Origin of the sequence: Hominisplanchenecus sp. (genome assembly GCF_046967715.1) — a bacterium.
GTDB classification, from domain to species: domain Bacteria; phylum Bacillota; class Clostridia; order Lachnospirales; family Lachnospiraceae; genus Hominisplanchenecus; species Hominisplanchenecus faecis.
On the sequence record NZ_JBKVNQ010000045.1, the window covers coordinates 6740 to 22960 of the forward strand.

Here is a 16221-nt window from a genome sequence, read left to right on the forward strand (position 1 = left end):
GATTCTTTTTCCGATTCCGTTGTTGTCTCTTTCTGCGTTTCACTCTCTGTTTCGCTTTCTTTCTGTGCATCTGCCGGGATTTTGAATGCAGTAACAGAATGCGGAGCCAGGCTGTATTTTGCTGTTTTCTCTGTTACGGAAATCTTTGTTTTCTGTACATCTACTTTATTTGGATTTGCCTGTGTGTTTTCATCCAGCACATCATCCGATGTCAGATACCATATCTGAAGATCTTTTCCTGTCAGGTCTTTTCCGTCTATGATCAGATTTACATCTGTTCTTTCATCTCTGCTGTTATTCACAACCGTAAGATAAACATTCCCCTGTTCATCTTTTGAGGAAATTGCTTTTACAAGCGGAACATTGTACCCCTTATAGGTATAACAGGTCACATTTCCTTCAATTTTCTGGCCAATCTGCGTTGTTCCTGTCATATTATTGAAAATGGAAAACATTTTTGCAGAAGGGGTCGACACAAAATCGGTCGTTCCATCGTTTTGTTTGATTGCCTGGATCACACACTGAGAGCCCGATCCAAGGTTATCTGCTCCATATGGATAATCAACCAGACAATGTTTGTTGATATAAGGTGTTCCAAAGCCAATGTAATCAATCATTTCATTTGCAATGTAAACAGCATGTCCGATTCCACGGACAAACTGGGTATTATGGTTATATACGCCAAACTCAGACAGAACCGGCACTTTCCCCATTCCAGGTGCATACTGATTCATCGCATCCACCAGTGCTTTTACACGAGGCATATTGTACTGCAATGACCGTCCGAGCACTTTTTCATAGAACTCCGGATCATTGTCTGCAATGACTCCACCGCTTGTATCACTGTACGGATGGATAACAACACCATCGTAATAATTATTATAGCCTTTCTGTGCCATTTTCTGCACAAAAGAAACCTGATTGCCGCTTCCGCAGTATACCTGGATCTCCATCCCCAGTTCATCGGCAATCTTGTTCATCGCCTGATAATACGACACAAATCCATCACGGTCACTCTGGTAAGATGCGGTGATTGCCTTTCCTGACTGTGGAATATTTCCATTTATTCCATCACCAAATGTAATTTTACCTGTTTTGCTGTCTACAGTGCAGACATTCTGTGCCCCCTTGCCTTCCAGGGAATCCACGATCTGCCACTGTGTTCCGCCTACATAGACAGCCACAGAATTTTCTACTGCCGGTGTATAACGTACATAGCGAACCTGATTTGCTGTTCCATCACTGTTTGTGGCCTGATCTCTCCAGTCCTCTTCCTTAACCGTCCTGGTATTCTGACCGAAAGTCATTCTGCCGCCGTCAATATAAGCATCCATCCAGTCAGTGTTTCCTCTGCCGTCCATCCAGTAGGTCTGTCTGTAATAACCAATTTCATTTCCGATTTCAAAACGTGTTACACCATAAGGTTTCGGATGCCCATTGGCTGCACGCACTTCTGCCCAGTCTACGCCACCGTTTGGGTTCGTCACATCACCGTCTGCCGGTGCATTTAAGTATTCGATCAAATCTGCCGCATCTGCTGCACTTCCCTGACCCATGCCATAAACCCAGACCGCCTCTGCTTTGATATCATCGTAAATCCAGCTCATTGCCTCATCCAGCCCGAAATTCGGTGTGATCGGATCAGATGTTTCCGGAAGTCCATGTACTGTTTTCTTTCGCTGCTCTGCAGGTCCGATGCTGCGTTTCCAGTCAAACAGATTGGATACCGTTCCACCTGGATAACGTACAGAACCAAAATGTGCTTCTTTTACATATTCATTAAATTTAGCTTCCACTTTCTTTTCTGATGCGTTCCATGAGCTGTAAGCATTATTATGATAACGATGATTGATGCCAAACATTGCTTTTGAGATTTCACGCACTTCTTTGGAAGTATCCACCGTAATGTCTATGTTCGTGACAGCATTTTCAGAATAAACCTTGTAAATACTCTGGATCTGTGCCGGTGTCATCACTTTTTTATAATAACGCACTTCATCCATATATCCTTTGAAACCCGTTTTTTCAGTAGCATTCTTATGATTTCCGATCAGGAGATCCGTGAGTGCATCTACATAACTACCGTCCAACGTGTTTTCGTTTACCAGTTTTCCATTGATATAAAACTGTGCTTTTTTCGCCGTATGGCTGCTTGTAAATGCCACATGCACCCATTTGCCTCCGGCTACCGGGCTCTTGCTCAGCACATCGCTGGCTGTCACATAAGTTCCAAGTTTCATATTGGAATCCAGATAGAGGATACTCCGTCCCTCCCCTGTCTGCTGAAACAGATATTTTTTGTCCGTGCTGCCGCCAAACATATCGTCATCGCATTTGATCCATGCCATCAGCGTGACATCATCCTGAGCTGCATTGACTGCATCTGGCAGTTTCAGCGAAGATGCAGATGTTCCATCAAAATATGCCGCACTTCCCGAAATACCTTCGCTCTCTTTTCTGGTAACTCCGCTGCCCTGCACTTCCACTTTCTGGGCAGACTGTGATGCACTGTTCGTGGTCAGGGCATCCTCAAAATTCAGATAAACAGACAGACCTTCTCTCAGGTCATCCGCTTCTTCCGCCGCAAACACTTCGTTATAATTATAACCACCCGTGCCCGGCACTGCTGCCGCAGCAACACATAACGCCGTCAGAATGCATGCTGTTCGTTTCGCCATGCTGCTCCATGTTTTTTTCTTTTTCATAGTAACCTCCTGTTTTTAATTTTAAGAATCCCCGTCTTCCTGCTGCAAGCTGCACACCATACATCGCATGGTCTGTTTTCCCATACGCTTCCGCAGTCTGACAGAGGCTGTATGCAGATTTACTGAATCAAATCTGCTTTTTTGTAAGATCAGATGCAAAATTCCTCTCATTCTTTCGCATCTGTTTACATATGATATCATATTACCATAAAGAATCAGAAAAAAACAGGTGTATTTTAGTTGTTTTATATAATGATGCCAAAAAAAGACCGCCATACCGATTTCTCGATACAGCGGCCTCTGCTCGCCTTACAAACTTGAATTAAACCAGTTTTACCGGATTCAGTTTTACGCCCGGTCCCATAGTAGGAGCGATTGTAACACTTCTCAGGTACTGACCTTTCAGTGTGCTTGGTTTTGCTTTATTAATTGCATCAATAAGCGTCTGGAAGTTTTCGCGCAGTGCATCCTCTTCAAAGGAAGCTTTTCCAAGTGGCACATGGATAATGTTATTCTTGTCCAATCTGTACTCAATCTTACCAGCTTTGATATCAGCGATAGCTTTTGTTACGTCCATAGTAACGGTACCAGCCTTCGGGTTTGGCATCAGTCCTTTAGGACCAAGTACACGACCCAGACGACCTACAACACCCATCATGTCCGGAGTTGCTACTACTACGTCGAAATCCAGCCATCCTTCATTCTGGATCTTCGGGATCAGTTCTTCTCCGCCTACGAAATCAGCACCAGCTGCCTGAGCTTCGTCTGCTTTTGCGTTTTTAGCGAATACCAGAACACGAACTGTTTTACCAGTTCCATGAGGCAGAACTACTGCACCACGGATCTGCTGATCTGCGTGACGTCCGTCACATCCTGTTTTGATATGAGCTTCGATTGTTTCGTCAAATTTTGCAACAGCAACTTTCTTTACTAAAGAAATTGCTTCTGGAATATCATAGAGAGTTGCACGATCAACTGCTTTCGCAGCCTCTACGTATTTCTTTCCTCGTTTCATATTAAATAACCTCCTGGTGGTGTTTGCGGGAATATCCCTCCCACGTTTTTTCGTTTTCGTTTACGGAACTGCAAGCTTATTGTGAAGCCTGTATGAAATGAATTAGTCTTCTACAGTGATACCCATAGAACGAGCTGTACCAGCGATCATGCTCATAGCTGCTTCTACAGATGCTGCGTTCAGATCCGGCATTTTCATTTCAGCGATCTCTCTTACTTTATCTTTAGAGATTGTAGCAACTTTGGTCTTGTTCGGAACACCGGAACCAGATTTGATGTTGCATGCTTTTTTCAGCAGTACTGCTGCCGGCGGAGTCTTTGTTACGAAGCTGAAGCTTCTGTCTGCGTATACTGTGATAACAACAGGGATGATCAGATCACCTTTATCTGCTGTTCTTGCGTTGAACTCCTTTGTAAACTGAACGATGTTAACACCATGCTGACCAAGTGCCGGACCAACTGGTGGAGCCGGTGTTGCCTTTCCAGCAGGAATCTGTAATTTAATATAACCTGTTACTTTTTTTGCCATCTTAGGCACCTCCTATGTGGTATTGTCGGGGGTTTCCCTCCCACTTGCTTCGGTTTCCGATTGTTCCGAAGCGGTTCTCTGTTACTTACAACATTGCGGCATCGGCCACAGCCGGTGACGCATACCAAAAATATTACATTTTTTTGATTTCTGTGAAACCGATCTCTACCGGAGTCTCACGTCCGAACAGTTCGACATTGATTGTCACGATCTGTTTACTTGGATTAATGGACTGAATAACGCCTACGGTATCTTTCCATACACCTGCGGTGATGGTAACCGTATCGCCTTCTTCGAAATCAATCTCAAGTTCTGCAGGTTTGATTCCGAGCGGTGCCATTTCCTCCTCTGTAAGCGGAACTGGCTTGGATCCAGGTCCAACAAAGCCGGTAACACCTCTGGTATTTCTTACGACATACCAGGTATCATCATTCATGATCATGTTCAGCAGAACATAGCCCGGAAACAGCTTTTTCAGAACCTGCTTCTTGGCACCGTTCTTCACTTCCACAACTTCCTGCATCGGAACTCGAACCTCAAGGATCTGATCCTCCAGGTGACGGTTTTCAATTGTTTTTTCAATGTTGGCCTTTACCTTGTTCTCATACCCTGAATAAGTATGAACTACATACCAGTTTGCATCTGACATATTATCACCCTGTCCTTATTTTACTAAGAAATCAACACCGTACTGTACGATCATATCAATGATGGTGATCAGAACGCCCAGTACTACCGAAACGCTAAGGACTGCTGCCGTCTGCTTGCCGATGGATTTCTGATCCGGCCAGATAATTTTGCGGAACTCAGCTTTCAGACCGTCGAACCAGCTTTTTTTAGGAGCTTTTTCTTTCTTTTCCTTTTCGCTCATATAATCACTTATCCTTTCGCACCCGGCTTATTTGGTTTCCTTGTGATTCGTGTGTTTCTTGCAGAATCTGCAATACTTCTTGGTTTCCATTCTCTCAGGATGAGTTTTCTTATCCTTTGTCATGTTGTAATTACGCTGTTTGCATTCTGTACATGCCAATGTAATTCTTGTGCGCAAAACTTCCACCTCGCTCTCTTTGTTTTTTGCTCACAGCCTTTATGGGCTGATGAATTTTAGGCATAAAAAAAAGACCTACTTCCATTCGCCAAATCAGTTTATCATGACATCGAAAAGAAGTCAAGTCTTTCTTGTGTTTCTGACACTTTTTTTCTTGTGTTTCTGACACTTTTTTTGCCAAATACCTGACATACGGCAAGTATCAGAAAAGAACGGGAAATACTTCCGCATCCCCACAGCCTGACTTCCATTTTTCAAGCACAGCCTGATAAACTTCTGCCTCTGCCGCATGCATCCGGCAGAGATATTCCGGACATCCTTTTTCTTCTCCACATTCGGCAGCGATCATCGCAATGCAGGGATGACAGATTTTTCTGTTTGCACAATGTATACACGCCGGAGAACAGCATACTTTTTCTGTCTGTGCAACCAGTTCTTTCCAGGCTTCTGCAAAAGAACGCTCTTTTAAAGATGTTTTTGCCGAAGCGTACATGCCGCAGTTGACCAGATTGCCCTGCCAGTCCACCCAGAAAGAACAGTGTCCGGCTCGGCAGTGCATGGTCATCACATTTTCATCCGTCATCTTTTTGTCTTCACATCTTTTTTCTTCGTCAAAATTTTCCCGAAACCGTTCCTCGCCTTTTTGGAATCTGCCAAACCGCTCAGCCTGCCGCCAAAACCAATCCCCTTCTCCGGTCAGAAAATTGGTCTTTACTCTGGCAAGTGCGGCCTCTTCCGGGGAGAGGCGTTCATTTTGTCCGACCATTGCTGCGTTTCGGCGGATCGGCGGAAACATATAGGTTGCCGCCTGGATCGGTATCTGACACTCTTTTGCATAAGAAATCATACTCTCCAGATCCTGTACATTCTGCGGTGTAATGCTGGCGTTCAATTTGATCGGCACCCCATACTGTTTCAGCCATCGGACGGCATTTTTCACTTTCAGAAAGGATTCGCCGTTTCCACAGAGCTTCTGATAAGTCTCTTCACTCGCCCCGTAAAGTGTGATGTTAATCCTGGTCGGTGTGTGCCTGCCAAGCCACCTGGCCATATTCTGATCGATCCGGGATGCATTGGAATTGATGCTGACCTGCATTCCAAGATCCTGCATTCCGGCAAAGACTTCCTGAAAATCTTCGTACAGAAACGGCTCCCCGCCCGTCAGAAGCGGAAACAGCAAACCACATTTTGCGGCATCTTCTGCAATCTCAAGCCACCTCTTTCCATCCATCAGTCCGCCTGCTTTCTCCACTTCTGCCCTGCTTTTACGGACATAACACATTTTGCAGGCAAAATTACAGATCGGGAGCAGTTCAAATGCCCCGGTCAGTGGGATTCTCTCCGCTCCCGCTTTTGCCCATAAACGCCTGCTGATCGTTCCCTGCATATTTTCTCTTCTCCTTCCTGTTTAAGCATACGTTATGTATTTCTTGTGACACTCTTCCGTATACCTTACTTCTGTACTCGCTTCACATTTTGCATGTCTGAATAAATTTCATTTTATCTTTTCCTACAGATATCGTCCATCTTCAGGATTTTTTCCAGGCACGCAACTGCCTGCTCATCCATCGTTGCAGTCAGCTGGTAGACTGGCATTTCTTTCAGCAACAAAAACAGATTCTCTGCCGCCTGGTTTCTGGCATTTTCACTCCACCAGTCGATCACAAGCTGCGGCATCAGCTGTGCCATCGCTTTCCCTGCCCGCAGTCTTTCGATGCTGCTCTTTCCATTCTGCGACTGTTTTACCAGAACGATGCATCCCGCCACATGCACTTCCCCGCTTCGCACCGGCTGTGATCCATCCATCGGATAGCCGTAGCTGTGCCAGTTTCCGTCCTGTTTTCGCAGAAGTGTCCGGTCATTGCAGATGATCCTGGCGTTTCTGAACCTCTCCCAGAGTTTTGCCTGCGTGGTCTTTCCCGCCCCGGATGGTCCGGCAAATAAAATCCCGGTTTCCTGATATGTAATCTGTGCCGCGTGAAAAAACAGTACAAGAAACTGTTGAAGGATGGCCCGCATCGGAAAATAACGCAGGATTTCACCAAGACTTTTCGGTGCAACCGGAAGCAGCCGTTCCTGTATCCTGCACGAAACATGTGAAAAAGTATCGTCGTATTCCACGCAGGAAATTGCTCCCTTTTCTCCCTCCCACACAATACAGTAATTTTTCTCTTCCCTGCGATAGTAAGTCTGGATCAGATCTTCTCCAAGCTTTACCGCAGAACGAAGCGGCGGCTTTACCCACTTCCAGGAAACCGCCGCCAGAATATCTGTCTCTTTCCATTTTTCATCCTGCCCGGATATACCGGATCTTTCCCGGATTATAAATGGAAGGAACACATCTTCGATCTGAATTTCTTTTTCACAGTCCAGACAGATTTTCACGCCGCCAAGGCATAACATGATGTGCATCCCCGGTACCTCGCTTTTTCTGTTTCTCTTTGTGTTCAGGATGTCCAGTAACCGCCGCCTGCTGTCGTGTAACAGTCGCACGTATCCTCCGAATAAAACTGTACATTGTGCACACTTCTTGCAGCACTGTATGTCTCAAACGGATCGATGTAATCGCTGCACTGGCTGTATCCGTTCATTTGCGGACCGTTGTGGACGACCGTTTCACAGTTGCTGGCGATCGAAGCATCCAGCTGATAGCGTTCCACTTCTGCTTTTGGAGTTTCATACGTTTTCTTCATATCCATTCCCCTTCCCGTATGTCTGTTTCTTTATGATCGTAAACTCGGCATTTCCGGTTACTTTGATATTGGTTGCGGAAACCAGTCCCTCTTCGGCTTTGATCTCAAATGTAGCTATCGTGCTTCCGTCTTTTTCACTGATATCCGCACATTTTGAAATTTCATAATAACAGTCTGCTGCATTTTTAAGTTCCAGGATCTGTCCGTTGACTGAGACTTTTGCATTTCCGAACGGAGCTTTTACTCCAAGATAAAGTTTGTTCGTATTTGGATCCCAGTCTTTTAAAGAAAAGGTTACGCTCTGATCTTCATCAAGATAAACCTCTTCTTTCGGCCCGTTGCTCTTATATTCGGAAGCTTTTTTGATCTTACCGTTTGAATCGGTAAATACCACAAATGTTTTTCCATCCCACTGGATCTCGCCGTTCTCATCAACCTCCGTATAATCGGAGAGAAGTTTCTGACGCAGTGTAACTGCCGTCATATTTGCTTCACCATCCTGGTTGTAGGCCTGTGCTGCAATATCCGCATGTTCATCCGTCTCATCAAGCGGCTGCATCACACGGATCCCATCCAGCCAGAAATCTGAGCCAAAACGATTTCCCGCCTTTGCAACAGACACTTCTACATTATATGTGCCATATTCGGAAGTATTCCAGGTAAATACCGGAATATTGTATAAAGTGATCTTGTTTTCACTCTGATAAATGGTGTTGCGGTATCCATGATAGATTTCTCTGCCTTTTGCATCTCTGATCACGATCCGCAGATAGCCGCTGTTATTGGATGTCCTTGCAAAGAAAGAAGTTCCCTTTCCGGTAAAGGTGTAAGTAAATTTTGCTGCACCTTTTTCTGTGCTTACATAACAGCTGGAACCGTTGCTGTCTTCGCTGTCACTTAAATAAGCAACATCTGAACCATACGGACTGTCACCGGCATCCCCGACTACGCCCGGTTCCTGGTAATCCTCCTGAGGTGTTCCCTCCTGTTTCCAGCTTCCGTTTGGATATTCTGCCATTCCGAAATCTTCTTCATAATACATGTCGGTCGCCGGAATGATATAAACCTTTGCCTGTGCCTCCTGATCATCTACACCGTTTGTACTCTTTACTTTTGCAGTATAATTTAAAACTTCTACGCCGGTCAGCTGTTTTGTCAGCGTGTAATGGATTTTTCCGTCTTTTACTTCGGCCGTTCCATATTTCAGAGAATTGCTGTCGATTTCAACCAGTTCTTTGCTGCCTCCGATTGCCAGATCATTTACCAGAGGATCAATTTTAACCGGAAGTCCGTAGTCCAGAACAATATAATCGTCATTTGCCTCAAAAGATGCTGTTTCTTTGTGCAGCATTTCATTTTCACAGGTGAACGATACCTGATCTGCTTTGTCTGCTTCACCTTTTGCAGTCACGCTCATACTCGTTCCGGCACTGTCCGAATCCACGACATGGAAACCACCGGCTGCTTCCGCCTGATAACTCCATTTCGGAGCGATCCAGCTCGCTCCGTTGTCCGCCTCGGTAATATAATAGGTTTTGCCGTCATCTTCATCCATCGTTCCGATGAATTTCGCAGTCTGACCATTTTTCAGTGCAAACCTTCCGTCCATTCCGGTCATTCTCGTATCTACATACTGATTGTTGATGTCATAGAGATTGTAAGTTGCATCTGACACTGCTTCGCCGTCACGGTAGAGCGTAAAATAAAAATCTCGCTGGCTGATCTGTGCTAAAATACTGTCATCCAGTTTTATTCCTTTACTGTCTGTTGTTTTGACTGTTTTATGCACCGAAACGGTATCTTTCATTGGCAGATTGAATTTGATTTTACAGTTGGAAGCTCCTTCTCCACGTTCCAGATAATAGACGGTCAGCGTATGCTGATCGGTCGCTGCAAATGTTTTTAACGTGGTATCAAAAATACCCGCACCTTCAGAATCCCGGAACACTTTTTTTGAGATCTTTCCGGCTGTTGATCTTCCTCCTTTAATAAACATTCCGCTTGTCTGACCGGAACTGGTCGCGGAAATTTCTGTTTTATTCTGTGCAAAATTAATCGTTCCGTTGACTGAATCGTGGATGCCGCCGATATCCAGAACAAGTTTTCCGTCAATAAATACCCACACATCATCATCACCGGCAAACTCAAACTTGATATCTTCGTCTGAAGTGCTGGAAATTTTGCCATCTGCCGTCATGGAAAACGGAATCGTTGCGATCATTCCAAAATGATAATCCGGCGTCCTCACACTCGTTCCGCTGTTGAACGGATAAAATCCCTTTCTGTTATCTGTCTTATTCGTCTGTGCCGTGTCATTCCAGGTCAGATTCGTTTCACTTGCTGCTGTTCCAGAAAAATACGCTGAATCCTGACTTGCATCAAATGTATAATATCCATTTTCATATACAAACGGCAGTCCGACATTCGTGTAAACTTCTTTTGTTTTTGTGTCACCGGAATCAAAAATGCCGCCGTCCGGAACCGTAAAATGAATGTTTCCATTCTGCATGTCAGAACCCACCAGGCCGCTGTAAACATAACCCTTCTGACTGGTCTGCGTGGATGAGATCGTATTATTTGTCGTCAGCAGACCGGTCCAGGTATTCCAGGTGGTATAGCTGCTGCCGGGAGCACCATTCGAAAAATAGATACCCCGAAGAACTCTGCTGTTCGGATTTTCTGCCTTGTCTTCCTGATAAACTGCCTGATTGATCGTCTCCTGATCATAATCATAAAGCGTTACCGGAAAATAACGGATCTCTTTTTGTGATGCCGCCTGCGAAATTGCTTGGGATACCGCTTTTGGCACACTGTCAAAACTTCGAAATGTTGCCTCTGCCTCAGATGGCATGGCGGTGACCGTAACTGCGGTTGCCAGCGTTACCGCCAGAATACGTGATACTCTTTTTCTCATAATTTTCCTCCTTTTTCTCAAAACATTTTTATTTTCCATAAAAAAGAGCAGAGATCTGTGCCTCTTTCGCACATTTCTCTGCTCTCGTTTTCACGATCGTTGCTTTATTTTTATATTTCTCACCTGTATTTTATAAAGATGCCATACGGATTGTTCCGTACTTCACACGCTTTTATTCTTACTGTACTGCTTTGAATGCTTCGTCCAGATCCTGAATGATGTCATCAATGTTCTCTGTACCGATGGACAGACGGATTGTGTTTGGTTTGATCCCCTGATCCAGAAGTTCTTCCTCTGTGCACTGGCTGTGTGTAGTGGTTGCCGGATGGATAACCAGAGATTTTACGTCTGCTACGTTTGCCAGCAGGGAGAACAGCTCCAGATTGTCGATGAAATCTTTTGCTTTCTGTGCGTCACCTTTGATCTCAAAGGTAAAGATAGAGCCGCCGCCGTTCGGGAAATATTTTGCATACAGCTCTTTCTGTTTCGGATCATCCGAAACAGACGGATGATGTACTTCTTCTACCTGCGGATGATTCTTCAGGTACTGTACGACTTTCAGTGCGTTCTCTACATGACGCTCTACTCTCAAAGACAGTGTTTCCAGTCCCTGCAGGAAAATGAATGAGTGGAATGGAGAGATGGTTGCACCGGTATCTCTCAGCAGGATTGCACGGATTTTTGTAACAAATGCTGCAGGTCCTACTGCTTTTGTAAAGCTGATGCCATGGTAGCTTGGGTTCGGTTCTGTCAGAGAAGCGAATTTACCGGATGCCTCCCAGTCGAATTTACCGCCATCTACGATAACACCGCCGATGGTTGTTCCATGGCCGCCGATGAATTTTGTTGCAGAATGTACAACGATATCTGCACCGTACTCAATCGGTCTTACCAGGTATGGTGTTGCAAACGTATTGTCAACAACCAGTGGGATTTTATGTGCATGAGCGATCTTTGCGATAGCTTCAATATCTACTACGTCTGAATTCGGGTTGCCCAGAGTTTCGATATAAACAGCTTTTGTATTATCCTGGATAGCTGCTTCTACTGCATCCAGATCAAAGATATCTACAAAGGTTGTTGTGATACCGTACTGTGGCAGTGTGTGCTCCAGCAGGTTGAAGGAACCGCCGTAAATATTTTTTGCAGATACGATGTGGTCACCGTTCTGTGCCAGGTTTTCAATGGTATATGAAATAGCTGCTGCTCCGGATGCTACTGCCAGTGCTGCAACACCGCCTTCCAGAGCTGCGATTCTCTTTTCGAATACATCCTCTGTCGGGTTTGTCAGTCTTCCGTAGATGTTACCGGCATCTGCCAGACCAAATCTTGCAGCTGCATGATCGCAGTTACGGAATACATAAGAAGAAGTCTGATAAATCGGAACTGCCCTTGCATCGGTGACCGGGTCTGGAGTTTCCTGACCTACGTGAAGCTGTAATGTTTCAAATTTAAATTTTCTGTTTTCTCTTGTAATTTTTTCGCTCATGTTATTCACCTTTTACTGCCATCTGGCGTGGCATTTTACCTTTCTTTGAATTAGTCTGTAAATAATGCTGTGGAGTAGTAACGATCTCCTGTGTCAGGAAGCAGTGCTACAATGGTTTTTCCTTTGTTTTCCGGACGTTTTGCCAGCTGGATTGCTGCGTAAAGAGCTGCACCTGAGGAAATACCTACCAGTACGCCTTCTTTCTTGGCAATCAGTTTGCCTGTTGCAAATGCGTCTTCGTTTTCTACTTTGATGATTTCATCATAAATGTTTGTATCCAGTACTTCCGGTACAAATCCTGCACCGATACCCTGGATTTTATGTGGACCTCCCTTGCCTTCGGAAAGAACCGGGGAAGTTGCCGGCTCTACTGCCACGATCTTGATATCCGGATTCTGCTCTTTCAGATATTCACCGACACCTGTCAGTGTTCCGCCTGTACCAACACCGGCTACGAAGAAATCTACCTTGCCGTCTGTGTCTTTCCAGATTTCCGGACCTGTGGTTGCTCTGTGTGCTGCCGGGTTTGCCGGGTTTACAAACTGTCCCGGAATGTAGCTGTTCGGGATTTCTTTTGCCAGCTCATCTGCTTTTGCGATGGCACCTTTCATACCCTTTGCACCTTCTGTCAGCACCAGTTCTGCACCGTATGCTTTCAGGATGTTTCTTCTTTCAATACTCATCGTATCCGGCATGGTCAAGATGATGTGGTATCCTTTTGCTGCTGCAATGGATGCCAGTCCGATACCGGTATTTCCGGATGTCGGCTCGATGATAACAGAACCTTCTTTCAGAAGTCCTTTGCTCTCAGCGTCTTCGATCATGCTCTTTGCAATACGGTCTTTTACGCTTCCTGCCGGGTTAAAGTACTCAAGTTTTGCCAGGACAGTTGCTGAAAGCTCCTGATCTTTTTCTATGTTTACAACTTCTACCAGTGGTGTGTTTCCGATCAATCCTAAAGTTCCTTTATAAATGTTGGACATGTTATTTTCCTCCTTATTTATTCCTACCTTTTCGATATGTTTTATATGATTTATTCGAATTATATGCCAACATCCAGTATTTGTCAACACCTTTTTTCATTTTTTTCAGACTTCCCTTTTTAAATCTCTAGAAATACGATAGGAAATATGATACTATCATTCTAAGGTTGAACGTTCCATTGCTGAAATCACCCGGCAGTGAAGCAATTCACAGGTGTCATGCCGGAGGACAACACTTTCAACACTGCTAATATATGAAACGAGGTGAGAAAAAATGAAAATTTCTACAAAAGGAAGATATGCTCTGCGTATGCTTCTGGATCTTGCAGAACATCAGAGCGAGGGTTACATCGCTTTAAAAGACATCGCAGCAAGACAGGATATTTCCAAAAAATATCTGGAACAGATCATCCCGATCCTGAACAAATCCGGTTTCCTGCTCGCAAGCCGCGGATTTCAGGGCGGATACCGTCTGGCAAAAACACCGGACAAATACACCGTCGGTGATATCTTACGTGCAACGGAGGGAAGTCTGTCACCGGTTGCCTGTCTGGACAATGAGCCGGTACTCTGTCAGAGAGCCGACATGTGTACGACACTTTCCGTATGGAAAGGATTGAAAAAAGTCATTGATGACTATGTAGATGGGATCACTTTGCAGGATCTTCTGGATCAGCAGCGTGAAACTTATGCAAATGATTATGTAATATAACATCCGGATTACAATGAAAAGATGTAACTGTTCACTACCTTCACAGTTACGAAAAGATTACCATATTCTTTTCATCCGTAAAACACGATATCTTTTTAGAAAGAGAGGGTTATTTCATGAAAAAAAATATGTATTCTGTTTTGCTTCATTTTTTTCTGTTTGTATGCCTGGTCATACCTTTGCATACAACCGCAAATGCGGCAAACACCACCGACGATTGTCTTCAGATTCTCGCTTCTGATTTTAACAGCAATTCCGCACAAGAATTTATCGGAACACAGCATCTGAATATCACGGATTCACAGTATCAGACAATCCGTACATTTACTTTAGATTTAACAGAAAAATACAGTTCCACAAAAGACAAGATCACTGCCATCTATCAGTGGGCAAAAGACACCAGTCTGAAGGCTTCTGTCGGAGAAGATGCCCCTGCAGATCTGGAAGAAAATGATCCTTATAAAGTATTCAAAGAGAAAACCGGAGTATGTCAGGGAAAAGCCAATCTCTGTAAGACCATGCTCGCCGCCATCGATGTTCCATGTATCATCGCCCACGGCTATTGGGAAACCGAAGGCCATGCATGGGATTTCGTTCTGTGTGACGGCAAATGGGGCATCGTCGATGCATCCATGTGGCAGATCTCGCTGGATGATCCTTCCGACATCTCTTCTCATTATAAAACAGACAGCCTGGAAGCTGTTCTTTATGAAAAGGACGGCTTTGAATTTACTTACTATCTGGGCGGCATTGGTGCTGTCGGCTATACCGGAAATGCGGAGCGTCTGGAAATCCCGAAAAGCTGCAATGGTTATCCTGTGATCAGTATCGCCGCAGAAAGCCAGATTTATTATGAACATTCCTTTCAGGATACAGCAGCAAAAGAACTGGTGCTTCCGGCAACGGTAAAATACGGAATCTACTTAAGTGACTATGAGATCCGTTCTTTCTATTCAAAATCTCTGGAATCTATTTCCGTAGATGAAAACAATCCGGTATTTGCGTCCTATGACGGAATACTTTATTCCAAAGATTACTCAAGAATCTACTCTGTCCCGGCAGGTATTTCCGAAGTTACCCTGAAACCGATAGAAATCCTGGAAAAAAATACGCTCACTAATCTTTCGAACCTGCGTATTCTGAAAATCGGAGAAGGTACAAAAAAACTGGAAGAAGATGCCATTGAAAACTGTGAGCACCTGGAAAAAGTTTATATTCCGGACAGTGTGACAACGATCGCATATGAAGAAAGCAATGGCAATGTTTACGAAGCTTTCAACGGATGCCCGAATAACTTTGTCGTATATGCATCTGCCGGAAGTGCAGGAGAAGCTTATGCCAAAAAGAAAGGACTGACCTGCAAAGATCCAAAAGAACTTTTCCCGGCAGATTATAGCAAGATCGATGAACTGCTGAAAACCGTTCCGGATGATTCTGATCTTTACCGGTACACACCGGACAGCGTCAGCCGCTTAAAAGAAGCCATCCAGGCCATCAACCGTGACTGCACTGCCGCACAGCAGAATCTCGTTGACGAAATGGCAAAAAATCTGGAAACTGCAATCAAAAAACTGGAAGTTCGACCGGCTGTTCCGGATACCAACGAAACCGAAAAGCCACAGCCGGATACAGAAACACCGGAAACACACGTACCAGATCAGTCCGGCAATACGGAAACGCCAAAACCGGCTGCGAAACCGACCGCACCTGCAAAAGTAACCGGAGTGAAGATTTCTTATAAAAAATCCGGCAAAGCAATCCTTGGCTGGAAAAAAGTAAAAAATGCCTCCGGGTATGAGATTTACCGTTACCAGAATAAAAGATGGGTAAAAGTGAAAAAGGTTGGTAAAAAAACAAGCTTTGTAATAAAGAAACGCTCCCGAAAAACCGTGTACTATCGCGTGAGGGCTTTCCGGAAAAAAGGGAAAAATGTGAGCTATGGAAAATACTCCAGGAAAGTGAAGTGTAAAGCTCTTCAGAAACGGTGATTTTCTTAATGTGCAAATGAACGCCATAAAAATAGTTTTGTAAAAAATAGTACGCCATGATGATTCGAAAACAATCTCCTGACACGCATCGTTTCCTGTTCGGTTCGCTCGCCTGTTAGCCGCCCTTCGCCTAAACTCGCCTCTTC

At 44.6% G+C, this 16221-nt stretch carries 14 protein-coding genes; 2 read left to right on the top strand and 12 right to left on the bottom strand.

The features are described from left to right. The 12 genes from ACLTL4_RS07810 to cysK form a co-directional block, all read right to left on the bottom strand. Positions 1-2705, bottom strand: a 2705-nt coding sequence (locus ACLTL4_RS07810) for a LamG-like jellyroll fold domain-containing protein (protein ID WP_412320393.1), incomplete at its 3' end; no start/stop codon positions are given. 322 nt (positions 2706-3027) lie between these two features. Further along, positions 3028-3720, bottom strand: coding sequence for a 50S ribosomal protein L1 (rplA, locus tag ACLTL4_RS07815; RefSeq protein WP_022118512.1), 693 nt, complete (start codon positions 3718-3720; stop codon positions 3028-3030). A gap of 102 nt (positions 3721-3822) precedes the next feature. Further along, on the bottom strand, positions 3823-4248 hold the full coding sequence (gene rplK / locus ACLTL4_RS07820; RefSeq protein WP_022118511.1) for a 50S ribosomal protein L11: 426 nt from the start codon (positions 4246-4248) through the stop codon (positions 3823-3825). A 133-nt stretch (positions 4249-4381) separates the two neighbouring features. After that, complete coding sequence (gene nusG, locus ACLTL4_RS07825; protein ID WP_022118510.1) at positions 4382-4897, bottom strand: transcription termination/antitermination protein NusG; 516 nt, start codon at positions 4895-4897, stop codon at positions 4382-4384. A 15-nt stretch (positions 4898-4912) separates the two neighbouring features. Then, a complete protein-coding gene (secE, locus tag ACLTL4_RS07830; protein ID WP_022118509.1) occupies positions 4913-5119 on the bottom strand; it encodes a preprotein translocase subunit SecE in 207 nt (68 codons plus the stop codon). A 27-nt stretch (positions 5120-5146) separates the two neighbouring features. Next, complete coding sequence (gene rpmG / locus ACLTL4_RS07835; protein ID WP_147632104.1) at positions 5147-5296, bottom strand: 50S ribosomal protein L33; 150 nt, start codon at positions 5294-5296, stop codon at positions 5147-5149. Positions 5297-5498: 202 nt separating this feature from the next. After that, a complete protein-coding gene (locus ACLTL4_RS07840; RefSeq protein WP_412291274.1) occupies positions 5499-6683 on the bottom strand; it encodes a radical SAM protein in 1185 nt (394 codons plus the stop codon). Positions 6684-6796: 113 nt separating this feature from the next. Further along, complete coding sequence (locus ACLTL4_RS07845) at positions 6797-7708, bottom strand: hypothetical protein (RefSeq protein WP_412291273.1); 912 nt, start codon at positions 7706-7708, stop codon at positions 6797-6799. Between the two features lie 35 nt (positions 7709-7743). Continuing rightward, positions 7744-7989, bottom strand: coding sequence for a hypothetical protein (locus ACLTL4_RS07850; protein WP_173865920.1), 246 nt, complete (start codon positions 7987-7989; stop codon positions 7744-7746). Then, complete coding sequence (locus tag ACLTL4_RS07855) at positions 7973-10903, bottom strand: fibro-slime domain-containing protein (protein ID WP_412291272.1); 2931 nt, start codon at positions 10901-10903, stop codon at positions 7973-7975. Before ACLTL4_RS07855 ends, ACLTL4_RS07850 begins: the two co-directional genes overlap by 17 nt. Positions 10904-11081: 178 nt before the next feature. Further along, entirely contained in the window at positions 11082-12392 is a 1311-nt protein-coding gene (locus ACLTL4_RS07860) for an O-acetylhomoserine aminocarboxypropyltransferase/cysteine synthase family protein (RefSeq protein ID WP_022118504.1), read from the bottom strand. A 50-nt stretch (positions 12393-12442) separates the two neighbouring features. Further along, entirely contained in the window at positions 12443-13375 is a 933-nt protein-coding gene (gene cysK, locus ACLTL4_RS07865; protein WP_412291271.1) for a cysteine synthase A, read from the bottom strand. 274 nt (positions 13376-13649) lie between these two features. Here cysK and ACLTL4_RS07870 point away from each other — a divergent pair, with 274 nt between their 5' ends. Then, on the top strand, positions 13650-14087 hold the full coding sequence (locus ACLTL4_RS07870; RefSeq protein WP_147632098.1) for an RrF2 family transcriptional regulator: 438 nt from the start codon (positions 13650-13652) through the stop codon (positions 14085-14087). Between the two features lie 116 nt (positions 14088-14203). After that, the gene (locus ACLTL4_RS07875) at positions 14204-16075 is read left to right on the top strand and encodes a transglutaminase domain-containing protein (RefSeq protein ID WP_412291270.1); all 1872 of its coding nucleotides are present in this window, start codon (positions 14204-14206) and stop codon (positions 16073-16075) included. Positions 16076-16221: the final 146 nt, after the last annotated feature.